Consider the following 23,501-nt stretch of genomic DNA (forward strand, 5'->3'; position numbering starts at 1 on the left):
GCTTCATTTTTTGTGACATTCCGCATTCACAGAAGGATGTTCAGATGCCCCGTCATATTTTCATCGCGACTACGACAGATACCAAAGGCGACGAGCTGGCCTATGTCAGTGAATTGATTAAAGCAACCGGCCTGAAGACAGTCACGGTTGATTTGTCGACCAAAGAGGCTCGGCGCGCAGGTGGCGCTGATATCACGGCTGAAACGGTGGCAAGCCACCATCCCGATGGGCGTCAGGCGGTGTTCTGTGGTGATAGGGGGCGGGCGATAAGTGCGATGGCGGTAGCTTTTGAACGTTTTATTGCCAGCCGTGATGATGTGGCTGCACTGTTAGGTTTGGGAGGCTCCGGTGGTACGGCGCTGATAACACCCGCTATGCAAAGCTTACCTATCGGTATTCCTAAACTGATGGTGTCAACTATGGCTTCTGGTGATGTTTCCGGTTACATCGGTGCCAGTGATATTGCCATGATGTATTCAGTGACGGATATTGCCGGGCTTAATCGTATTTCCCGCCGGGTACTGAGTAATGCGGCTCATCAAATTGCTGGTGCGGTTTATTTTGCCAAAGAAGTATTTGCCCAAGCAGAGTTAGCCACCGATGACAAACCTGCGCTGGGTTTGACCATGTTTGGTGTGACGACCCCGTGTATTCAGGCTGTCAGTGCGGCGTTATCGGCAGAATATGATTGCCTGGTGTTCCACGCGACCGGCAGTGGCGGCAAAGCTATGGAAAAATTAGCGGAAAGTGGCTTGCTGGCAGGGGCGCTGGATCTGACCACTACCGAAGTCTGCGATCTATTATTTGATGGTGTCTTAGCCTGCGGGCCAGAGAGGTTCGATGCCATTGCTCACAGCCAAATCCCTTATGTTGGCTCTTGTGGTGCATTAGATATGGTCAATTTCGGTAGCCCTGCCACCATTCCGGTGAAATACGCTGACCGCTTATTCTATGAGCACAACGCGCAAGTCACGCTGATGCGTACCACCAAGCAAGAGAACATTGAGATGGCGCGCTGGATTGGCGAGAAGCTCAATCGCTGTGAAGGGGAAGTGCGTTTCTTGATTCCACAGGGCGGTTTCTCTGCGCTGGATGCTCCAGGCCAGCCCTTCTGGGACGAAAAAGCATTGCAAGCCTTTATCCATACGCTGCAAGAAACCGTGATTCAAACTGACAAACGCCGTCTGGTGCATTATCCGTTCAATATTAATGATCCACAGTTTGCCCAGGCAGCGGTCGAAAACTTTAAAGAAATAGCAAAAACCCCATCCCATTAGGGGCATAAAAATATCTGGAGAAGCATATGCCAAAATTTCAACGCCAGGCCATATTAGCTAAATTTCGGGAAATGATTGCCCGCCGTGAGCCGATTATCGGTGGCGGTTCGGGTACGGGTCTATCGGCCAAATGTGAAGAGGCGGGCGGTATCGATCTCATCGTTATCTATAACTCGGGCCGCTATCGCATGGCCGGTCGTGGTTCGCTGGCCGGTCTGTTGGCCTACGGCAATGCCAATGAAATTGTGGTTGATATGGCAAAAGAAGTGCTGCCAGTGGTCAAACATACACCGGTGCTGGCGGGGGTGAATGGCACAGATCCATTCTGTCAGTTTGACCAGTTCCTGGATCAACTGAAAGCATTGGGCTTTTCTGGCGTGCAGAACTTCCCAACAGTTGGGTTAATCGACGGGAACTTCCGCGCCAACCTTGAAGAAACCGGCATGGGTTATGGTTTGGAAGTAGACATGATCCGTCTTGCTCATGAGAAAGATTTACTCACCACACCTTATGTTTTCAGTGCCGAAGATGCTGTCGCCATGACTCAAGCGGGGGCTGATATTATTGTCCCTCATATGGGGCTGACCACCGGCGGTAATATTGGCGCTGACACTGCATTGAAGCTGGCGGATTGCGTTCCTCTGATTAATAAATGGGCCGCTGCCGCAAAAGCAGTACGCGAAGATGTGATTGTGTTGTGTCACGGTGGGCCGATTTCTACCCCACAAGATGCACAATACATCATGGATAATTGCCCGCAATGCGATGGTTTCTACGGTGCCAGCTCAATGGAAAGGCTGCCGACAGAAATTGCGCTAACGGACACGACTAAGCAGTTTAAAAATATAAAGCGTTGATTATTCTTGCCAATACCAAGGGAAAGCCTGTTTGTAAATTTTGCTGAGTCATCGGCTTAATCAGCATTCAGGATACACAAAACCGAAGTCGAAGCTGGCTTCGGTTTTTTACTTTTTACCGCTATTAACTCCGAGTGTTCTTGCCCGGTTTTGCTATTGGTGAGTTTATCGCCAGAAACTGAAATTTGTGCTCACCAATTAACATCTTTTAACCGGTTGACAGACTTTTTCTTCTCGGCGTAACATGCGCGCACTATTCTTGATGAGGACATTCGCCTTGGACACACCCAGTAGATACTGGCTCAATAACCTGTTCATATGGTGCAACTTCTAAGGCTATCCTCTTATTTGCTGATAGCCTTCGTGGTTGTCAGCGGCCCCGCTAAACCGTCGCTGTGAGTCAGATCTCCTAACGGTCTGAAACAAACGGTATTTCAATACTCACCTGTTTCTGTGCTTCAATGCGTTTTCCCTATCCATCACCGCAAGGGAGTTTTGGCACATGCTGAGCGCATTTAAATTAAGTAACAATCGCTTATCCCGTTTGGAGCTGGATGAATCAGATGACCTGACAACCTCACTTTGGGTCGATTTAGTCGAGCCAGAAGAGGGGGAGCGGGAACGCGTCCAGAATGAGTTAGGGCAAAGCCTGGCGACCCGGCCAGAATTGGACGACATCGAGGCTTCCGCACGATTCTTTGAAGATGAGGATGGCCTGCATATCCACTCCTTCTTCTATTATGAAGATGCTGAAGACCACGCAGGTAACTCAACGGTGGCATTCACTATTCGGGATGGTCGCCTGTATACCCTGCGCGAACGTGAATTACCGGCATTTCGTTTATATCGCATGCGCGCACGTAATCAGACACTGGTTGATGGTAATGCCTATGAGTTGCTGCTGGACTTGTTTGAAACCAAAATCGAACAGCTGGCAGATGAAATTGAGAATATTTACAGCGACTTAGAAGCCTTGAGCCGCGTTATCATGGAAGGCCAGCAGGGCGATGAATATGATGCTGCGCTCTCCACATTGGCGGAGCAGGAAGATATCGGCTGGAAAGTACGGTTATGTCTGATGGATACCCAGCGGGCGCTGAATTTCCTGGTGCGTAAAGCGCGTTTGCCAAGTGGCCAACTGGAACAAGCTCGTGAGGTGCTGCGCGATATCGAATCCCTACTACCGCACAATGAATCCTTGTTCCAGAAAGTTAACTTCCTGATGCAAGCAGCGATGGGTTTTATCAACATCGAACAGAACCGTATCATCAAGATCTTCTCGGTGGTCTCGGTTGTCTTCCTACCGCCTACGTTGGTCGCATCCAGCTACGGGATGAACTTTGAGTTTATGCCGGAGCTACGTTGGTCATTTGGTTATCCGGCGGCGATTGGTTTAATGATTATTGCCGGGTTAGCGCCATATCTTTATTTCAAACGCAAGAACTGGCTCTAACCTTCATACCCGTCATACTTCAAGCTGCATGTGCGTTGGCTGCTTTCGCGCACCCCAGTCACTTACTTGAGTAAGCTCCTGGGGATTTACTCAATTGCCGCCTTCCTGCAACTCGAATTATTTAGGGTATGGGTGAATAAAAAAGCCCGGTAACTCATGTTATCGAGCTTTTTTAGCATTTGAACTGTTAGCCGCGCAACTTGCGTTGGGTATAGAGCGCATCCAGTGTGAACAACAACAGTGCTGCCCAGATAAAGACGAAAGTGACCATCTTATCGTTGCCGATAGTCTCACCATAGAAAGTGACCGCCAGAATAAACATCAGCGTTGGCCCCAGATACTGGAAGAAGCCCAGCGTCGACAGCCGTAAACGTGTGGCAGCAGCGGTGAAGAACAGCAGTGGGATAGTAGTAATCACCCCTGCGGCGGCTAATAGAACATTCAGCGACCAGGCATTGGCACCCATGTGGCTGGTTGGGCTATCGGCAATAAAGAACAGATAAACTGCCGCGATCGGTAATAGCCACATTGTTTCAACCAACATGCCGGTTTGGGCATCAATCCCCAGCTTTTTGCGGATCAATCCGTATAACGCAAAGGTAATCGCTAGCCCCAAGCCAATCACCGGCAGTGAACCGAACTGCCACAGCTGAATTAATACCCCGCCGAACGCCAGTGCCACCGCCACCCATTGCATGCGGCGAAAACGTTCGCCGAGAAATAGCATGCCAAATAACACGTTAACCAACGGGTTAATAAAGTAGCCCAGACTGGCTTCCAGCATGTGGTTGTGGTTGACTGCCCAAATAAATAATAACCAGTTACTGGCAATTAACACCGCAGTTACCGCCAGTAATAGCAGGCGCTTGCGGTTTTTAATGGCGCTGCGGACCTGTGGCCAATTACGGCTAACAGTCAGCAAGATCAGCATAAAGAAAAATGACCAGATAATCCGATGAGTCAAAATTTCATCAGCCGGCACCTGTTGGATGAGCTTGAAATAAGCAGGGGCGATACCCCAAATAAAATAGGCAGCCAGAGCAAAGAAAATGCCCTGACGGGTTCGTTGTTTATCCATGGTGTGGCTCAGAACAAGAAAGGAGATGCGGTGAGTGTACTTAACTTCACGTTATTATTCATCACCGCAATAGGCCGCATCAGCCAACCAGATAGGTCGCAGTCGCGCTGGCGATATGCATTTGGTTTTCATTATGCAACTCAACTCTGGCAACAGATACCTTGTTACCACTGCGTAAAATGCAGCTGCTGGCAATAAAATGCTCGCCGCGGCCAGGGCGCAAATAGTCGACACGCAGGTCGATGGTTCCCATTTTGGCCAGCTTCATTTGCAGTTGTTCCTGAATCAGCGGTTCATGGCGAACCAAGCTGTTCCCAACACACACCAGACCCGCCGCAACATCCAGCACCGCAGCAATAACACCACCGTGTAAAATCCGCTGCGCAATATTACCGACCAGTTTGTCATTATTATCAAAAGTAATTTCGGCGAAATCTTGCTCGAAGCGAGTTAATTTTAATCCTAATTCGCGGTTAAATGGCATGTGGTAGACAAAGATTTCACCGATGAGGTTGCGGGCACTCTCCAGAGTTAAAGGTGTTACAGGCATTGGTTTTCTCTTAAAAGATAATTTTTCATGTTATTAGTTTGTTTATTTTATGCTCCTATTTTGTTGTTTTCCAGTCGTTAAATCATAAATATAAACAACACTAATCTCAGATAACATTTGTGTGTAGAATGAGCTGTTTTCATTACAAATAGAAATAATTCGTAAGGTGATGGGGGAATGATGGGTAGATTTTGGCAGATTTTAATCGCTTTATTACTGGTGCCGACTTTGGTGCATGCAGAAGAAGCAACGGTTGAGAAGATTCATGACGCACCGACAGTGCGTGGCAGTATTATTGCGGCAATGTTGCAAGATCACGATAATCCGTTCTTGCTTTATCCGTATGAAACCAACTACTTACTCTATACTTATACCAGCGATATCAATAAAGATGCGATAAGCTCTTATGATTGGGCGCAGAATGCCAATAAGGATGAAGTTAAATTCCAATTGAGCTTGGGCTTCCCTATCTGGCGCGGTATTGCCGGTGATAACTCGCTGCTGGGTGCTTCATATACTCAACGCTCCTGGTGGCAAGCATCGAACAAAGATGAATCCTCACCCTTCCGTGAAACCAACTACGAACCACAACTGTTCCTGGCCTGGGCTACCGATTATGAGCTGGCTGGCTGGACATTCCGCGAAGTAGAATTTGGTTATAATCACCAGTCTAACGGTAAAGCTGATCCTACCTCACGTAGCTGGGATCGCGTTTATACCCGCCTGATGGCGCAACGCGGCAACTTGGAAATCGACCTAAAGCCTTGGTATCGTCTCCCTGAAAGCGACAGCAAAGATGACAACCCGGATATCAATAAATACATGGGCTATTATCGGTTGAAAGTGGGCTATGCCTTGGGTGAAAGTGTGTTCAGTCTGGATGGCCGTTATAACTGGAATACCGGTTATGGTGGTGCTGAAATGGGCTGGAGCTACCCAATCACCAAGCATGTTCGTTTCTATACCCAAGTGTTCAGTGGTTATGGTGAGTCAATGATTGACTATAACTTTAGGCAAACACGGGTGGGTGTGGGTATCATGTTGAATGATGTCCTTTAACGTCATCCGGCGTTAGAAAAGTTTCAGACACAGGCCGGTTAACCGGCCTGTGCAGATCTCATAGTTGGGGAATAGTGTGTCAACCGCAGCAGTGATAAATAGGGAGTTACTGGCAGAGCAGGTATTGCGAGATACTTTCGGCTACCAGCAATTCCGGCCCGGACAACAAGAAATTATCAACGCCACTCTATCAGGGCAAGATTGTCTGGTAGTGATGCCAACGGGCGGCGGTAAATCCTTGTGTTATCAGATCCCGGCACTGGTGACGGATGGCTTAACGCTGGTGGTCTCCCCCTTAATTTCTTTGATGAAAGATCAGGTTGACCAACTGCTGGCCTATGGCGTGGGCGCGGGGTGCCTAAATTCATCACAAACACGCGAGCAGCAATTGGCGGTGATGGACGGCTGCCGCAGCGGTCAGATTAAGCTGCTATACATCGCGCCTGAACGGCTGGTGATGGAGAGCTTTCTTGATCAACTGCACCAGTGGCGTCCTGCGCTGTTGGCGGTGGATGAAGCACATTGTATCTCTCAATGGGGTCATGATTTTCGCCCGGAATACCGTGCCCTTGGTCAGTTAAAGCAGCGTTTCCCTAATTTACCGGTGATAGCACTGACCGCGACGGCTGATGAAGCCACGCGCGGCGATATCGTGCGGTTACTCAATCTGGATCAGCCATTAATTCAGGTCAGCAGCTTTGATCGCCCGAATATTCGTTACACCCTGGTTGAGAAGTTCAAACCGCTTGATCAACTGTGGCGTTTTGTTCAAGACCAGCGTGGCAAAAGTGGCATTATTTACTGCAATAGCCGGGCTAAGGTAGAAGACACCACCGCGCGCCTACAAAGCCGTGGCTTAAGTGTGGCGGCTTACCATGCCGGGCTGGACAATGAGCGCCGCGCACAGGTGCAGGAAGCTTTTCAGCGCGATGATTTGCAAGTGGTGGTCGCCACCGTGGCTTTCGGTATGGGGATTAACAAACCTAACGTTCGTTTTGTGGTGCATTTTGATATCCCGCGTACTATCGAATCTTACTATCAGGAAACTGGCCGTGCCGGCCGTGATGGTTTGCCCGCCGAGGCGATGTTGCTGTATGACCCAGCTGATATGGCGTGGTTGCGCCGTTGTCTGGAAGAGAAACCGGCTGGTGCGCAACAAGATATTGAGCGGCATAAACTTAATGCGATGGGGGCTTTTGCTGAAGCGCAAACCTGTCGCCGATTAGTCTTGCTGAACTATTTTGGTGAAGGCAAACAGCAGTCATGCGGTAACTGTGATATCTGCCTCGATCCACCCAAACGCTACGATGGGCTGGCCGATGCGCAAAAAGCGCTGTCATGTGTGTATCGCGTCGGGCAGCGGTTTGGTTTGGGGTATATCGTCGAGGTGCTGCGCGGGGCCAATAACCAGCGTATTCGTGAATTTGGCCATGACAAACTGTCAGTTTACGGCATTGGTCGTGAACAGAGTCATGAGCATTGGGTCAGTGTTCTACGCCAACTGATTCATCTCGGATTATTGAGTCAGAATATTGCCATGTTCTCCGCCTTGCAGTTGACCGAGGCTGCACGCCCGGTATTACGAGCTGAATTGCCACTACAACTGGCCGTACCGCGAATCCAGAGTTTGAAAGTGCGTAGCAGCGCGAATCAAAAATCCTATGGCGGCAATTACGATCGCAAATTGTTCGCCAAATTGCGTAAATTACGCAAATCTATCGCCGACGAAGGTAATATTCCGCCTTATGTGGTGTTTAACGATGCCACCTTGCTGGAGATGGCGGAGCAGATGCCAATTACTGCCAGTGAACTGTTGAGTGTCAATGGCGTCGGGCAACGTAAGCTGGAGCGCTTTGGCGCGCCGTTTATGGCGATGATCCGCGACCATGTTGATAACATTCATGTTGATAACAACGTTGATGATTAATACGCCGCTTATTTGTTAAAGACTTATTTATTAAAGACTTATTTATTAAAGAGAAATGCCTCATGCTAATGCTATTTTTGACTGTCGCGCTGGTGCACTTGGTTGCTTTGATGAGCCCAGGGCCTGATTTCTTTTTTGTGTCGCAAACAGCGGCCAGCCGCTCACGCCGCGAAGCGATGATGGGAGTGACCGGTATTTCTTTGGGGATCGTTGTCTGGGCTGGCGTCGCTCTGATGGGGCTAAATCTTATCTTGCATAAAATGGCGTGGTTGCATCAGATTATTATGGTCGGTGGTGGGTTATACCTGTGCTGGATGGGTTGGCAATTGCTGAAATCAGCCCGTTCCAAACGAGACACTTCAGAAGCTGAAGTGCAAGTTGCACTTCCTGCGCGTGGCCGGACTTTCTTGCGTGGCTTTCTAACTAATTTATCGAACCCCAAAGCGGTTATCTATTTCGGCAGCGTATTTTCATTGTTTGTTGGTGATAATGTGACTGCTGGCGCGCGCTGGGGGTTATTTGTGCTGATTGTGGCGGAAACTTTTGTCTGGTTTAGCATTGTGGCCTGTGTCTTTGCTTTGCCGGTGATGCGCCGTGGTTATCAACGATTATCCAAATGGATTGATGGGCTGGCTGGGGTACTCTTCGCTGGTTTTGGTATCCATCTGATATTGTCTCGCTAGCGAGTTCCCCAACCGGTGAGTTGCCCGGTCGGGGGTATACCAGTGTGTTTTATACTTTGCGCGCGGTGGCCAATAATGCGCCTACCAGCATGAATAAGCCGCCAAATATCCGATTCAATAATTTCATTTGCTGTGGTGATTTAATCCAGCCAGCAATTCGTGTGGCAAGAGTCGCGTAACCCATCATCACGATAATATCGACTATCACACTGGTGCTGCCGAGAATCAGATATTGCGCCACCTGCGGTTGATGCGGCAGAACAAATTGTGGGAACAATGCGGCCAGGAAAACAATGCTTTTCGGGTTGGTCAGATTAACAAACACCGCGCGTTTAAACAGTTTTCGCCGTGGCATACTGTTGGCCAATGCGTGCAGATCCAGCGCACCGGCCGCGCGCCATTGTTGAATACCAAGCCAGATTAAATAAGCGGCCCCGAGCCATTTTAATAGTTCAAATGCCAGTAGCGATTGTGAAATCAGTGCACCCAGGCCGACACCGACCAGTACAATGTGCACGGCCAGCCCTAATTGTAATCCGCAAATGGAGGCAATCACTCCGCGCGTACCGTGGCTGATGGCGGTGCTCATAGTATTAATAGCACCCGAACCGGGGGACAAACTGAGGATAAGTGTGGTCAGCAGATAAGTTAACCACCAGTCTAAGGTCATCGGCAAAGTTCCCTGAATGTGTAAATTTATGCCACAATACTCCATTGCTAATAGTTGTGCTATGGCTCACAGAATACCGAGTAATTCAGGCCAGAAGCTGCAATCAGCTCCGTTTTATAACACCATGATTTACAACGTCATGATTTACAACGTCATGATTTATAAGCTCATGATTTACAACTCACGTTATATCGAGCCACGCGATGCCGTTAGATAATCATATGAATAACTGGTTGACCCGCGAAGAGCAGTTTGCTGCTTTTGTTAACGGCCCATTGTTAGATTTCTGGCAGCAGCGGGATGAAGATGAGTTTATGGGGGTCGATAATATCCCCATTCGCTATGTTCGTTTTTGTTCACCGCAACATACCCGCGTGGTGGTGGTAGTGCCAGGCCGCATTGAAAGTTACGTTAAATATCCCGAAGTGGCTTATGATCTATTCCAGCAAGGCTATGATGTTATTGTGTTGGATCATCGTGGGCAGGGCCGATCCGGGCGAATACTTGATGATCGTAACCGCGGGCATGTGATCAAATTTGATGATTACATTGAAGATTTTGCGCAGCTGGTGCAGCGTGAGATAACCGGAAGCCATTATCAGCAGCGTTTTGCATTGGCCCACTCTATGGGGGGGGCGATACTGACCCGTTATCTGGCGCGAGAACCGACAGTGTTTAATGCTGTAGCGCTCTGCGCACCCATGTTTGGCATCCATTTGCCGATGCCGGGCTGGCTGGCTCATCGGATTGTCGATTGGACTGAGAAACATCAAAAGCTGCGGGATTACTATGCAATAGGCACCGGGCAGTGGCGGCCATTGCCCTATGTGGTCAATATGCTGACTCACAGCCGCGAGCGCTATCGCCGCTACTTGCGCCAATATGCTGACAGCCCAGAAATCCGCGTCGGCGGGCCAACCTATCATTGGGTTCGTGAAAGCCTGCTGGTGGGGGAGCAAATTATTGCTCAAGCAGACAAAATTACCACACCGGTTCTGTTACTACAGGCCAGTGAGGATCGGGTAGTACATAACCCGGCCCATAATGCATTTACTCAGGCAATGACTCTGGCGGGGCACCCTTGCGAAGGGGAGCAGCCGAAGTTAATTAAAGGCGCACGCCATGAGATCCTGTTCGAACGGGACACCCTGCGTGCCGAGGCGCTAAGCGCCATATTGCGCTTTTTTGCGCAACATCACTCTTCTTTACAACATAAAAAACCAGTCGGCCCTCAAGACTCCGACACCACCAGAGGTTAGAACATACCGCTATGTATCATGTTGTTGCTTCCGATTTAGATGGCACCCTGCTGTCACCTGACCACATACTGACGCCTTATACCAAAGAGACACTTAAGTTGCTGACGCAGCGTGATGTGCACTTTGTGTTTGCGACCGGCCGCCACCATATTGATGTGGCGCAAATCCGCGACAATCTGGAGATCAGTGCCTTTATGATAACCTCCAATGGCGCGCGCGTGCACAACACGGCTGGAGAGCTGATTTTCAGCCATAACCTCGATGCGGATATCGCCCGTGACTTGTACAATATCGAACACCACAATCCAGATATTCTGACCAACGTTTATTTGAATGACGAATGGTACATGAACCGCGAAAGCCCGGCGCAGGAAGAGTTCTTCCGCGAGTCGGTGTTCAAATATCAAGTGTTCGAACCGGCTTTACTGCCGACCGACGGGGTATGTAAGGTCTACTTTACCTGCGACGATCACGATAAGTTATTGATTTTGGAAGAGGCCATCAACGCGCGTTGGGGCGATCGGGTAAATGTCAGCTTCTCTTTCCCAACCTGTCTGGAAGTCATGGGCGGTGGTGTTTCCAAAGGCCACGCACTTGAGCAAGTCGCTAAAATCATTGGTTATTCATTGAAAGAATGTATCGCATTTGGCGATGGCATGAATGATTTGGAAATGCTCTCTATGTCGGGCAAGGGCTGCATTATGCGCGATGCTCATCAGCGCCTAAAAGATATGTTGCCGAATCTGGAAGTGATTGGTTCTAATGCTGATGACGCTGTGCCGCATTATTTGCGCAAGATGTTCTTAGGCTCTGATAAATAACGGGAAGTTATTGGCAAAGGGCTGATAGCTCAGTGAGTGAAGGGGTTACCGCACCCAGGGGCACTCCGGTGGCTTACACCACTACGACCCCAACGGCACGATTCCCCTTCATTTAACTTTGTAATCAGTCTGAGGGGGGACGATAACCCTTACCGTCCCCCCTTTTTGATTTCAGTTTTTAACTTCTGATTTTTAACTTCTGATTTTTAACTGACTGTAGCTAACTTACTGGTGCTGCCCCTGTTTTTGCAGGAATTGCACACCTTTATCTGGGAAATCGGTAAATACCCCGTCAACCCCAGCCTGATTGTAGATAATATCAAACAGCTGGTTCACGTCAGTGGCGTATTTAGGCAACTTGTCAGCACGGATGGTGAAAGGGTGAACCATCATATTGTTGGCATGTGCTTCTTTCACCATATTGGTCAGCTTGATGTTATTTGGCGTAGAAGTTTCAACCACCAGCATATGATAGTCAGGGCCGATACCGTCGGCATATTGCGCGACTTGCTTCATTGCTCCCGGCTTGAACATCCAGTCATAACTGTAATTAACCCACTTGCCATCAGGTTTCTGTTCGTAGGTCTCATTCCAGTCAGTATAAGCCACCAGTTGAACCAGTTTCAGGTTCATGCCCATCTTCGGTTCCAGCTCATTCTTGATACGTTTTAATTCATTGGCATCAAAGCATTGCAGATAGACTTTATCGGCTTTGGTGGTGTAACCATACTGTTTCAACACTTCCAACACCTTGGTGGAAATGTCTTTCCCTTCCTGTTTATGGAACCACGGCGCTTTGATTTCAGGATAGATGCCGATGTTCTTGCCGGTCGAATGATTCAGCCCCTGAACAAATTCAATCTCTTCCTGGAAGGTGTGCACACGGAAGTCAGCTTTGCCCATCGGGAAGCGGCCCGGATAGCTCTGTACTTTTTTACCCTCTTTATCAATATCAAAGCCTTCGGTAAATTTTAGTGACTTGATTTCCGGTAAAGTGAAGTCAATAGCGTAATAGCGGCCATCTTTACGTGCCCGATCAGGGAAGCGCTCAGCAACATCGGTCACGCGATCCAGATAATGGTCATGCAGAACCACCAACTCATTATCTTTAGTCATCACCAAGTCTTGTTCAAGATAATCAGCGCCTTGTGCATACGCCATGGCTTTGGCTGGCAGTGAGTGCTCAGGCAAATAGCCACTGGCTCCACGATGCGCGATAACCACTTTATCGGCTGATTTATCTTTGGCTACGGGGTCTGCCGCATGTGCCATGCTGGCGACTGAAGATGCCAGAATCATACTTGCTACCAGGGTTTTGATATGGGTTTTCATTGATATTGCTCCATTTATCAATTTCAGGGTATGAAAAAGGCTGTGTCGCTATTAATCCATAGATAACGGCACAGCCTGTAAGCTACTTAATCATTAGGATACAAATTTATTGATCCTATTTTTTATCCATCTCGGCCTGTCTTGCCAGTTCTTCGTGATGTTTTTTCTCGCTGAACATCACCACAATCAATAACAGAACCGCCAGGATACTACCGCCAATCATGACCATAAAGCCGCCGTCCCAACCGAAGTAGTCAACGGTGTAACCGACGATGGCACTGGCCGCGACCGAACCGCCCAGATAGCCGAACAAACCGGTGAAGCCTGCTGCGGTACCCGCTGCTTTTTTCGGTGCTAATTCAAGGGCATGTAAGCCAATTAACATCACCGGGCCGTAAATCAGGAAGCCGATGGTGATCATACAGGCCATATCGATGCCAGGATTACCCACTGGGTTTAGCCAGTAAACGATGGTTGCAATAGTCACCAGAGTCATAAAGAACACGCCGGTAGCACCACGGTTACCTTTAAACACTTTGTCAGACATCCAACCACACAGCAGCGTCCCTGGAATACCAGCGTATTCATACAGGAAATAAGCCCATGAGGATTTATCCAGCGCGAAGTGTTTTACTTCTTTCAGGTAGGTTGGTGACCAATCGAGGATGCCGTAACGCAGCAAATAAACAAAAACGTTAGCAATCGCGATATACCATAACAGCTTGTTTGGCAAAATGTATTGCATGAAGATTTGCTTCGCCGTCAGTTCTTCTTCTGCTTTATCGCTGTAGTCGTCCGGATAATCGTTTTTGTATTCTTCAATCGGAGGTAAGCCCACAGATTGTGGGGTGTCACGCATTAAACCAAAGACAATCAATGCCACCAAAATGGCACCGAACGCTGGCATATAGAGCGCGGCTTTCCAGTCGTTAAACCATGCCATACCTAGCAAGAACAGCAATGGCGGCAAGCCACCACCCACGTTATGGGCGCAGTTCCAGACAGAAACGATACTGCCGCGTTCTTTCTTCGACCACCAGTGCACCATGGTACGGCCACATGGCGGCCACCCCATACCCTGGAACCAGCCGCATAAGAACAACAGCACGAACATGACGGCGATACTGGATGTTGCCCAAGGCACAAAGCCCATAAACAGCATCACGGCTGCGGCGAGAATCAAACCGGCAGAGAGGAACACCCGTGGGTTAGACCGGTCAGAAACCGAACCCATGATGAATTTTGAGAAGCCGTAAGCAATAGAAATACCGGATAGCGCGAAGCCCAGATCCCCACGAGAGAACCCTTGTTCGATCAAATACGGCATGGCCAGAGTAAAGTTTTTACGCACCAAGTAGTAGGCTGCGTAACCGAAAAATATGCCCATGAAGATTTGCCAGCGTAAGCGGCGGTAAGTGGGGTCAACCTGGTCTGCGGGAAGCCGTGCCACATGTGGCGCGGGCTTAAAAATACTCAACATAAGTGCCTCCAATGGCTTTTTTGTAGTTTTTGACTCCGGTGTAGCCTGGTATCTACCCGTTTGTTAAGGGCTGCCGGTAGTTAAACGACTTACGTACTATCGTTTATACCCGTCATACTTCAAGCTGCATATGTGTTGGCTGCCTTCGTTCACCCCAGTCACTTACTTATGTAAGCTCCTCGAGACTCGCTCAGTTGCCGCCTTCATGTAGCTCGAATTATTTAGTGTATATGTTCCATAACGAGCGCCATGCTAGATAAATTCGCCAAACTTATCTGTGAGTAATGGCGCATTTGTTACAGTTATATGAAAGCGGTGGTAATTTTGAGCGATTGGTTAACATTTTGAAACTGGTAATGACAAATTACCTGTGACTTTGATCACAATCATGGTTTTTAAACACCATCTTGCTTTCGTTTTTCGTTCGTTTTTGTTCCTTATCAAACAATACCCATAAAGACTGTGGCTCAATAGACTCATAATTAGCCGCCAGGCGGCTGTCTGATAATGTGGGGTCTTTCATGACGAACAGTTCTCCTTACACAGAAACGGATGTCATCATCATTGGTGGTGGTGCGACCGGTGCCGGGATTGCCCGAGACTGCGCCCGACGGGGTTTGGCTTGTACGCTCTTGGAGCGGCACGATATTGCCACCGGCGCTACCGGCCGCAATCATGGCTTATTACACAGTGGCGCGCGTTATGCTGTGACTGATGGTGAGTCCGCGCGTGAATGTATTGAAGAAAACCGGATTCTCAAACGCATTGCCCGCCATTGTATTGAGCAAACCGATGGCCTGTTTATCACCTTGCCGGAAGACTCGCTGGAATATCAGCAGCAATTTATCGCGCGCTGTCAGGAAGCGGGGATCGAGGCTGAAGCCATTGATCCCAAACAAGCATTACGGCTCGAACCTGCCGCTAACCCCACGCTGATTGCGGCCGTGCGGGTACCTGATGGCACTGTTGACCCCTTCCGCTTAACTGCCGCCAATATGTTGGATGCCCGTGAGCACGGGGCTAATGTACTGACTTATCACGAAGTTATCGGCTTACTGCGCCACGGTGACCGGGTCAGTGGCGTGCGCGTTTTCGATCATAAAAATCAGCGACAATATGATATTCATGCGCAAATCGTCGTGAATGCGGCGGGGATCTGGGGGCAGCACATTGCCGAATACGCCGATCTTCGTATTCGCATGTTCCCCGCCAAAGGCGCACTGTTGATCCTGGGTCATCGGATCAACAACATGGTGATCAACCGCTGCCGTAAACCCGCAGATGCCGACATTCTGGTGCCGGGCGATACCATTTCACTGATTGGCACCACCTCCACTCATATTGAATACGATCAGATAGACAATATGGTTGTAACGGCACAAGAGGTGGATACCTTAATTCGCGAAGGCTCCAAGCTGTCGCCGCAACTGGCGCAAACGCGCATTTTGCGTGCTTATGCCGGGGTTCGACCGCTGGTTGCCAGTGATGATGATCCTTCAGGGCGTAATGTGAGTCGCGGCATTGTATTGCTCGATCACGCCAGCCGCGATGGGCTGGAAGGCTTTATCACCATCACCGGTGGCAAGTTGATGACCTACCGGCTGATGGCAGAATGGGCGACAGATAAAGTGTGTGAAAAGTTGGGCGTGACAGCGGCTTGCACCACGGCTCAAGAGCCACTGCCTGGTTCACAGCAATCAGCGGAGCAAACGCTCAGCAAAGTGATTTCTTTACCTGCCAGTATCCGTGGCTCGGCGGTTTATCGTCATGGTGACCGTGCGACACAGTTATTGGCAGGAAACCGTCTGGACAACAGTTTGGTGTGTGAATGTGAAGCGGTGACTGCTGGCGAAGTGCGCTATGCCATTGAATCATTGTCGGTTAATAACCTGCTGGATTTACGTCGTCGCACCCGGGTTGGCATGGGAACTTGTCAGGGTGAGCTTTGTGCTTGCCGCGCTGCGGGTTTACTCAGTCGCTTTAAAGTGACCACACCGCAGCAATCTCGTGAACAGCTTAGGCAGTTTTTGAATGAGCGCTGGAAAGGTGTGCGCCCGATAGCATGGGGTGACGCCTTGCGGGAAAGCGAGTTTACCCATTGGGTTTATCAAGGGCTTTGTGGCTTGGATGACAGCCCGAACACAGCCAATGTTCAGGAGAAACCAGATGAAATTTGATGTGATTATCATCGGTGGTGGATTAGCTGGGCTGGTGTGCGGTATCCGCCTCGCCGAACAAGGTAAATATTGCGCGATTGTCAGCGCCGGTCAAAATGCATTGCATTTCTCCTCTGGCTCTTTGGATCTATTGGCGAAATTACCTAATGGGCAGGCGGTCAGCCAGCCACTCTCAGCACTTGAAACGCTGGCGGAGTTAGCGCCGGAGCACCCTTACAGCAAGATGGGGCAAACAGGTCAGGTGGGTGAGTTGGCCCAACAAGCCGAGTCTCTGCTAAGCCGCTGCGGCCTGAGTCTGGTTGGCAGTGCGGCCAAAAATCACTTACGTCTGACACCGCTAGGCAACTGTCGACCTACATGGCTCAGCCCAGCGGATATTCCGGTTGCGCCATTAGAAGGCCCGTTACCCTGGCAAAAAGTGGCGGTGATTGGTATTGAAGGATTCCTCGATTTTCAGCCGCAGATGGTCGCCAGTGCCTTGCAGGAACAGGGTGTTGAAGTCACATCGGATTATCTGCATTTACCGGCGCTGGACCGTTTACGCGATAACCCTAGCGAATTTCGCGCGGTGAATATTGCGCGTGTATTGGACTTACCCGAAAACTTGCAACCGCTGGCCGATGAGCTGGCGCGTCTATCATCAACGGCGGAAATGATTCTACTGCCTGCCTGTATCGGTCTTGATGAGTCAGCCCCCTTAGAGGCACTACGCGCGGCGGTAGGTAAACCGATTCAATTGTTGCCCACACTACCGCCGTCATTACTCGGCATGCGCCTACATCAAGCTTTGCGCCACCGTTTCCAACAATTAGGCGGTATTGTCATGCCGGGGGATGCGGTATTGCGTGCTGAACTGGTGGGGAACCGAATTACCGGGCTGTATAGCCGTAATCATGGTGATATTCCACTGCGTGCGGCTCAGATGGTGCTGGCGAGTGGCAGTTTTTTCAGTAATGGGCTGGTAGCAACCTTTGAGCACGTCTACGAGCCAATACTGGATCTGGATATTTTATCGCTACCCAACCGCGCAGATTGGAGCAACAGCAATATGTTTGCGCCGCAACCTTATCTGCAATTTGGCGTCAACACCGATAACCGGCTACGGGCGCTGCGTGGGGGAGTAGCACTGGATAACCTGCATGTTATTGGCGCGGTGCTCGGAGGATATGATCCGCTGCAACAGGGCTGTGGCGCAGGCGTTTCTCTCACCAGTGCCTTGTTTGTGGCAGAGCAGATTGTCAGCGCTATGGAGGTGACATTATGACGTGGTTACCACAGCACGAAGACACTCAGGATACACATTTGGCACGGGATAAGAGTTTTGAAAGTTGTATCAAATGCACGGTATGCACCACTTATTGCCCGGTAGCGAAAGTTAACCCACTTTATCCGGGGCCAAAACAAGCTGGCCCTGATGGTGAGCGGCTGCGCCTAAAAGATCCGGCATTATATGATGACGCACTGAAGTATTGTACTAACTGTAAACGTTGCGAAGTGGCCTGCCCGTCAGATGTCAAAATTGGCGACATCATCCAACGCGCGAAAGCCAGTTACAGCAGTAATAAGCCTAAGCTGCGCGATGCTATCCTCAGTCACACCGATATCATGGGGACTCTATCAACGCCATTTGCTCCGGTCATCAATGCGGTCACGGGTTTAAAGCCGGTGCGGGTCTTGCTAGATAAAGCGCTGAAAATTGACCATCGACGTGAGTTACCAAAATACTCGTTTGGCACATTCCGCCGCTGGTATCGCAAACAAGCTGAGAAACAGCAGCAATATGCCGAGCAGGTGGCGTTTTTCCATGGTTGTTTTGTTAACTACAACCATCCGCAATTGGGCAAAGATTTAGTCAGTGTATTCAATGCGATGAATATCGGCGTTCAATTACTTAAACGCGAGAAATGCTGCGGTGTACCGCTGATTGCAAATGGATTTATCGAACAGGCGAAAAAACAGGCGCGGGTGAATCTGGAGTCACTGACTGATGCTGTGATTGATCGGGATATTCCGGTGGTCGCCACCTCATCAAGCTGTACTTTTACGTTGCGCGATGAATATCCACACTTGCTAGATGTCGATACCGCACCAGTGCGCGACAGAGTGGAATTGGCGACTCGCTACCTTTACCGATTATTGGATCAAGGGCGCGAATTACCGTTAAAACCGTTGCTCTCAAACCAAAATAAACCGCTGCGCATTGCCTATCACACACCTTGCCATATGGAAAAAATGGGCTGGACGGCTTATACCTTGGCGTTATTACAGCGCATTCCGGGTATTGAGCTGGTGGTATTGGACTCCCAATGTTGCGGGATTGCCGGAACATATGGTTTTAAATCAGAGAACTACGCGACATCACAAGGGATTGGCGCATCGTTATTCCAACAAATCGAAGAAAGCGGTGTTGATTTGGTGATTACCGACTGCGAAACCTGTAAATGGCAGATAGAAATGTCGACCAGCAAGAAGTGCGAGCATCCGATTACTTTATTGGCACAAGCACTAAATCCCCTTTGTCCTTGAAGCCACAGGGGTGTTAGCTGCGCGCACTCACCCGAATCACTGACTGGTGTCAGCTCATCGGGATTTGTTTGCTGGCTGCCTACCTGTGGTTTCAATGACCTTGTGGATTTTCTTTTGTCCTTGAAGGGGTTACCAATAACCTCCTTCAAGGAATTCTATTTCAGCTTCAAGGTGCTGATAATGGATTCAGCTTCTGTTTGTGCTTGCTGCTGATTGTCGGCTGGCAGAGTAATTTGTATTGTCATCAAATGGTTATCAACTTGACCCATCAACACGGATGAATAGGCTTTCTGACCACCGCTGGTAATAATACTATCCAATTGCTGGAAAGGATGCCCATCGACCTTAATCGCTTTATTTGTCACGACCTGTAGATTGGCATCGCGGGCACGCTGCTGCTCGGCCAGGCGGTCAGTCAACACATTCAAAGCTTCATTGGTATCATCACCTAAAATCACGATAACCGCTTTATCGCCAGTTTTGTTGGCATAAACGTGCATGTTGTTAGCCTGACTACCCATTTTCCCGCTTTGGTCAGATAAATCTGCTGGCAAACTAAATGCGACTTTACCTTCCAACAAGCTGACTGGCTGGCCCACATTGTTATCGCTGCCGCTATCGCAGGCACTTAATCCTACAACCAGTAGGCCAACAGCAAGAAACTTGGTTATTTTATGCATGGGAATCCCTTATCAATGATGAATAGCATTATCGCACCTTATTCAGACGCTAAAAGCAATCTATTGTTCAGCGGTGTTCGCCTGCATTAGCGTTTGCTGCTCGGTCTTCCGGGCAAAGTATTTCAGCAATACATTGAGCATCATACCATAAGCAGGCAAGAAAAATAGCATGCAAATCAGTAGCTTAAAGCTATAATCTACCAAGGCGATTTCCACCCAGTTTGCCGCCATAAAAGGATCAGAACTGCGATAGAAAGCAATAAAGAAGAACGCCATGGTGTCGCTGATATTGCCAAAGAACATGGCGGCGGTTGGGGCAACCCACCATGCACTGCGCTGACGAAGGCGGTTAAATACTTGAACATCAAGAATTTGACCCAGCACATAGGCCATAAAGCTGGCAGCGGCGATGCGCGCAACAAACAGATTAAAGCTGCTCAATGCCGGGAACCCTTGCCAGCTTCCCTGATAGAACAGGGCTGAAATCAGATACGAAATAAGTAAAGCAGGCACCATGACGGACAGAATAATCCGGCGCGCCAAGGGAGCACCAAAAATCCGCACGGTCAGGTCGGTAGCTAAAAAGATAAACGGAAAGGTAAAAGCCCCCCACGTAGTGTGAAAACCGAAGATAGATATCGGTAATTGCACCAGATAGTTGCTGGAGGTGATGATGACAATATGGAATAGCGACAGCCATACCAAAGCGGTCATCCGCTGTTGGGCAGTAAACGAAAACATAAATGTGACCTTTTTGGTTATTGGGGTGAGGGAACCCAAACATAATGTGCCGCAATTTCTGCGACGCGCGGCATAATACGCGTTTGCGCAACGAATGCAATGGTTAATTTTAGCGCAAACGATGGCCTTTTCACGAAAGCGATTGTGCCACTTGCACCTAAAAACCGGCGGAGTAAACTATCTCGCTTCGTAAGCCTGCTTACATTTTTGCTATTAGCCTGTTGACTGACACACAAGAGAACCGCAATGACCGATATTTTTGCCAATCCGGATAAAACACTCGATGCCCTGGGTTTGCGCTGCCCCGAGCCAGTGATGATGGTGCGTAAAACCGTCCGGCATATGGAGGACGGTCAAACTCTGCTTATTATTGCTGACGATCCCGCCACAACCCGTGACATTCCCGGTTTTTGCCGCTTTATGGACCATCAGTTGCTGGCACAAGATACCGGGCAGACGCCTTACCGCTATCTGGTCAAAAAAGGGGCAAAAGCGGAGTAGAAAACCGCTTTGCCCTTGTCGTCAAATATCCCGCTTGCGCAATAACCTCAGCGCGTTTGCTGTCACCAAGGCGGTTGCGCCAGAGTCGGCTAATACGGCTAGCCATAAACCGGTCAAACCCAGCAATGTGGTCACCAGGAAAATACCTTTTAGCCCTAATGCGATAGTAATATTTTGGCGAATATTGGCGTTGGCAGCTCGTGATAACAAAATGATTTCCGCCAGCCCGGTCAGTCGATTATGAGTCAATGCCGCATCGGCTGTTTCCAAGGCCACATCAGTGCCGCTGCCCATCGCAATGCCGATGCTAGCCGCTTTCATGGCGGGAGCATCATTAATGCCATCGCCAACCATCATTGTCGGGTGTGTTGCATTCAGTGTCATAACTGCCCGCACTTTATCAGCCGGTAACAACCCTGCGCGGTAATCAATTCCCAGTTCACCGGCAATGGCCGCCGCTGCACGAGGGTTATCACCCGTTAACATCACACCTTGAATCCCCAGCTTTTTCAGGGCATCAATGGCTTGTTTGGCATCGGTATGTAAAGTGTCTCGCAGCGCCACGACACCAATAAATTTCTCATTTTCCAGCACGGCGACAGCTGTTTTGCCACTACTTTCCAGCTCATCGAACTGCGCGAGCCATTCGGCGGTTAATAACTCTGGCGATATTTTACTGGGTGCGCTGACTCGAACTACTAACCCGTTAACTCTGCCTTCAACGCCAATGCCAGCCAGCGCACGCCGTTCTTCGGCGAGTGGCAGCATCGGGGTATTTTGCTGCGCTCGCTGCATGATCGCGACAGCCAGAGGATGGTGTGAACCTGCTTCGACCGCTGCGGCCAGTGACAACAGGCGAGTTTCACTCACACCAGAGATGGGCAGGATATCAGTGACTTGTGGCTTACCTTCAGTCAGCGTGCCGGTTTTATCAAATGCGACAGTTTGAATGCGGCCAAGCTGCTCAAGCGCCGCACCACCTTTAATCAATGCTCCGCGCCGCGTTGCCGCAGCCAGTGCCGAGGTGATGGCTGCCGGAGTGGAAATAACTAATGCGCATGGGCAGCCAATCAGCAGTAGTGTCAGGCCACGATAAATCCAGGTATCCCAAGGCTCGGCGAAAGCCAAAGGCGGAACCAGCATCACCAGTGCCGAGAGAAGCATAATGGCGGGTGTATAAATGCGACTGAAACGGTCAATAAAACGCTCAATAGGCGCTCGACGTTCTTCTGCTAATTCAATGAGTTGTAGAATACGGTCAATGGCGTTATTACCCGGTTCAGAGATAACGCGCATTTCGGTAGCACGGTCGACCGATAAACTCCCAGCCGCGACTTTTTCACCTTGCACGCGTTCAACAGGAACAGATTCGCCAGTGAGAGCACTTTCATCGAAACTGGCGAATGGAGTCATTAATTCAGCATCAGCGGGCAAGCGACCCCCTGGTGAGACTTCAATGATATCGCCAGGGCGCAAGCTGGCAACGGAAACCTGTCGCCGTTCACCCTCTTTGAGTAGTAAGGCTTCTTCAGGAACTAACGCCATTAGTGCTGTCACGCCACGGCGTGCGCGGTTTGCTGCATAGGATTCGAGTAACTCGCCGACCATAAACAGCAGCAATACCATTGCCGCTTCAGCGGTTGCGCCAATAAACATCGCGCCAATAGCCGCGACGCTCATCAAGGTTTCAATCGCAAATGGTGTGCCGGAGCGAATAAGTTTCCAGGCTTTAGTGACAATCGGAATCAACCCGACAATTGTAGTCACGGTAAAGGCTAATTCGCTCAGCTCTATACTGAATAAAGAGATTCCCCAACTGAGGAGCATCAGCGTGGTTAATAATGCAATTGGTAGATATTCGCGAAAACGTGACTCTGACTCAGTGTTTTTGCCCGCGCCAGGGGATTGAGTATCGATCAGACTGAACCCTGCCTGTATGACGGCCTGCTGAACTTGGAGACGAATGTCTGAACGGGCATCGACGACCAGTTTTTCTGTAGCAAACAGAACTTTTACATTTTCAATTCCGACCAGGTTACTGACTGCATTTTCAATTTTACGTGCGCAGCTTGGGCAATCCATCCCTTTCACTTGCCAACTAAAATGCTGGCTACCCGCGGGTGTTGCGTTAGCTAGCCTGTCGCTTTCCTCATCGCCGTCATCGGTATGGCTGCTCTGACTACAGCATCCCCCCTCCTGGTGTGAATGCTCACTCACTGAATTCGAGCTGTCATGACTTATATTGGCAGCGGGCTGGCTGCTGCAACCTGTTTGTTTTTTCGCATGATCATGACCACAGCCACAGTGACTTTGTGTCTCTGTTGAGTGTCGATGTTCGGAATGTGAATGCATGGTACCTCCTGGACAGAATGTAAAAGGTATACAGGATTTTGCCGGTATGGTTGCACTCTACACCTTGGAGTCAACTCC

General features: G+C 49.5%; 21 protein-coding genes. 12 read left to right on the forward strand and 9 right to left on the reverse strand.

Annotation, left to right across the window (positions count from 1 at the left end; translation table 11 throughout):
• The first annotated feature begins 44 nt into the window (after nt 1–44).
• The 3 genes from FGL26_RS16990 to corA all read left to right on the forward strand — a co-directional run bounded on the left by FGL26_RS16990 (nt 45) and on the right by corA (nt 3,587).
• A complete protein-coding gene (locus FGL26_RS16990; protein WP_005176149.1) occupies nt 45–1,277 on the forward strand; it encodes a Tm-1-like ATP-binding domain-containing protein in 1,233 nt (410 codons plus the stop codon).
• A 26-nt stretch (nt 1,278–1,303) separates the two neighbouring features.
• Nucleotides 1,304–2,134, forward strand: a complete 831-nt coding sequence (locus FGL26_RS16995) for a phosphoenolpyruvate hydrolase family protein (RefSeq protein ID WP_005176147.1) — start codon at nt 1,304–1,306, stop codon at nt 2,132–2,134.
• Nucleotides 2,135–2,636: 502 nt separating this feature from the next.
• Nucleotides 2,637–3,587 (forward strand): magnesium/cobalt transporter CorA, encoded by a 951-nt coding sequence (gene corA, locus FGL26_RS17000; RefSeq protein ID WP_005166238.1) that lies wholly within the window; start codon nt 2,637–2,639, stop codon nt 3,585–3,587.
• Between the two features lie 187 nt (nt 3,588–3,774).
• On the opposite strand, the gene rarD is transcribed toward corA, so the two are convergent.
• Nucleotides 3,775–4,665, reverse strand: a complete 891-nt coding sequence (gene rarD, locus FGL26_RS17005) for an EamA family transporter RarD (protein ID WP_005176139.1) — start codon at nt 4,663–4,665, stop codon at nt 3,775–3,777.
• Between the two features lie 79 nt (nt 4,666–4,744).
• The gene (locus tag FGL26_RS17010) at nt 4,745–5,215 is read right to left on the reverse strand and encodes a thioesterase family protein (RefSeq protein ID WP_005176136.1); all 471 of its coding nucleotides are present in this window, start codon (nt 5,213–5,215) and stop codon (nt 4,745–4,747) included.
• 180 nt (nt 5,216–5,395) lie between these two features.
• Here FGL26_RS17010 and pldA point away from each other — a divergent pair, with 180 nt between their 5' ends.
• The 3 genes from pldA to rhtC all read left to right on the forward strand — a co-directional run bounded on the left by pldA (nt 5,396) and on the right by rhtC (nt 8,884).
• On the forward strand, nt 5,396–6,274 hold the full coding sequence (gene pldA, locus FGL26_RS17015; protein WP_005176135.1) for a phospholipase A: 879 nt from the start codon (nt 5,396–5,398) through the stop codon (nt 6,272–6,274).
• 76 nt (nt 6,275–6,350) lie between these two features.
• Entirely contained in the window at nt 6,351–8,201 is a 1,851-nt protein-coding gene (gene recQ, locus FGL26_RS17020) for an ATP-dependent DNA helicase RecQ (protein WP_005166232.1), read from the forward strand.
• A 62-nt stretch (nt 8,202–8,263) separates the two neighbouring features.
• The gene (gene rhtC / locus FGL26_RS17025) at nt 8,264–8,884 is read left to right on the forward strand and encodes a threonine export protein RhtC (protein WP_005176129.1); all 621 of its coding nucleotides are present in this window, start codon (nt 8,264–8,266) and stop codon (nt 8,882–8,884) included.
• 49 nt (nt 8,885–8,933) lie between these two features.
• On the opposite strand, the gene rhtB is transcribed toward rhtC, so the two are convergent.
• Nucleotides 8,934–9,554, reverse strand: a complete 621-nt coding sequence (rhtB, locus tag FGL26_RS17030) for a homoserine/homoserine lactone efflux protein (RefSeq protein WP_005176125.1) — start codon at nt 9,552–9,554, stop codon at nt 8,934–8,936.
• Nucleotides 9,555–9,757: 203 nt separating this feature from the next.
• Here rhtB and pldB point away from each other — a divergent pair, with 203 nt between their 5' ends.
• Together pldB and yigL are read left to right on the forward strand one after the other, a co-directional pair.
• Nucleotides 9,758–10,813, forward strand: coding sequence for a lysophospholipase L2 (pldB, locus tag FGL26_RS17035; RefSeq protein WP_005176123.1), 1,056 nt, complete (start codon nt 9,758–9,760; stop codon nt 10,811–10,813).
• Nucleotides 10,814–10,824: 11 nt separating this feature from the next.
• Entirely contained in the window at nt 10,825–11,634 is an 810-nt protein-coding gene (yigL, locus tag FGL26_RS17040) for a sugar/pyridoxal phosphate phosphatase YigL (protein WP_005176120.1), read from the forward strand.
• A gap of 225 nt (nt 11,635–11,859) precedes the next feature.
• Here the strand turns inward: yigL and glpQ are convergent, their stop codons facing one another.
• The 3 genes from glpQ to FGL26_RS21520 form a co-directional block, all read right to left on the reverse strand.
• Complete coding sequence (glpQ, locus tag FGL26_RS17045) at nt 11,860–12,966, reverse strand: glycerophosphodiester phosphodiesterase (RefSeq protein ID WP_005176116.1); 1,107 nt, start codon at nt 12,964–12,966, stop codon at nt 11,860–11,862.
• Nucleotides 12,967–13,081: 115 nt separating this feature from the next.
• Nucleotides 13,082–14,446, reverse strand: coding sequence for a glycerol-3-phosphate transporter (gene glpT, locus FGL26_RS17050; protein WP_005176114.1), 1,365 nt, complete (start codon nt 14,444–14,446; stop codon nt 13,082–13,084).
• Between the two features lie 364 nt (nt 14,447–14,810).
• Nucleotides 14,811–14,969, reverse strand: coding sequence for a hypothetical protein (locus tag FGL26_RS21520; RefSeq protein ID WP_005176112.1), 159 nt, complete (start codon nt 14,967–14,969; stop codon nt 14,811–14,813).
• Between FGL26_RS21520 and glpA the strand changes: the two genes are divergently transcribed.
• The 3 genes from glpA to glpC are packed head-to-tail and all read left to right on the forward strand — an operon-like array spanning nt 14,968 to nt 19,149.
• On the forward strand, nt 14,968–16,623 hold the full coding sequence (gene glpA / locus FGL26_RS17055) for an anaerobic glycerol-3-phosphate dehydrogenase subunit A (protein WP_011815350.1): 1,656 nt from the start codon (nt 14,968–14,970) through the stop codon (nt 16,621–16,623). The genes FGL26_RS21520 and glpA overlap by 2 nt on opposite strands.
• The gene (gene glpB, locus FGL26_RS17060; RefSeq protein WP_005176408.1) at nt 16,613–17,887 is read left to right on the forward strand and encodes a glycerol-3-phosphate dehydrogenase subunit GlpB; all 1,275 of its coding nucleotides are present in this window, start codon (nt 16,613–16,615) and stop codon (nt 17,885–17,887) included. The genes glpA and glpB overlap by 11 nt, the downstream gene beginning before the upstream one ends.
• Complete coding sequence (gene glpC / locus FGL26_RS17065; protein WP_005176405.1) at nt 17,884–19,149, forward strand: anaerobic glycerol-3-phosphate dehydrogenase subunit GlpC; 1,266 nt, start codon at nt 17,884–17,886, stop codon at nt 19,147–19,149. The genes glpB and glpC overlap by 4 nt, the downstream gene beginning before the upstream one ends.
• 155 nt (nt 19,150–19,304) lie before the next feature.
• Here the strand turns inward: glpC and FGL26_RS17070 are convergent, their stop codons facing one another.
• Together FGL26_RS17070 and FGL26_RS17075 are read right to left on the reverse strand one after the other, a co-directional pair.
• The gene (locus tag FGL26_RS17070) at nt 19,305–19,829 is read right to left on the reverse strand and encodes a DcrB family lipoprotein (protein ID WP_005176402.1); all 525 of its coding nucleotides are present in this window, start codon (nt 19,827–19,829) and stop codon (nt 19,305–19,307) included.
• 60 nt (nt 19,830–19,889) lie between these two features.
• Nucleotides 19,890–20,570 (reverse strand): 7-cyano-7-deazaguanine/7-aminomethyl-7-deazaguanine transporter, encoded by a 681-nt coding sequence (locus FGL26_RS17075; protein WP_005176399.1) that lies wholly within the window; start codon nt 20,568–20,570, stop codon nt 19,890–19,892.
• Between the two features lie 246 nt (nt 20,571–20,816).
• Here FGL26_RS17075 and tusA point away from each other — a divergent pair, with 246 nt between their 5' ends.
• Complete coding sequence (gene tusA / locus FGL26_RS17080; protein ID WP_005176396.1) at nt 20,817–21,071, forward strand: sulfurtransferase TusA; 255 nt, start codon at nt 20,817–20,819, stop codon at nt 21,069–21,071.
• Between the two features lie 21 nt (nt 21,072–21,092).
• On the opposite strand, the gene FGL26_RS17085 is transcribed toward tusA, so the two are convergent.
• Nucleotides 21,093–23,423, reverse strand: a complete 2,331-nt coding sequence (locus tag FGL26_RS17085) for a zinc/cadmium/mercury/lead-transporting ATPase (RefSeq protein WP_005176378.1) — start codon at nt 23,421–23,423, stop codon at nt 21,093–21,095.
• Between the last annotated feature and the right edge of the window lie 78 nt (nt 23,424–23,501).

It is taken from the genome of Yersinia enterocolitica subsp. enterocolitica (genome assembly GCF_901472495.1).
Lineage (GTDB): Bacteria > Pseudomonadota > Gammaproteobacteria > Enterobacterales > Enterobacteriaceae > Yersinia > Yersinia enterocolitica.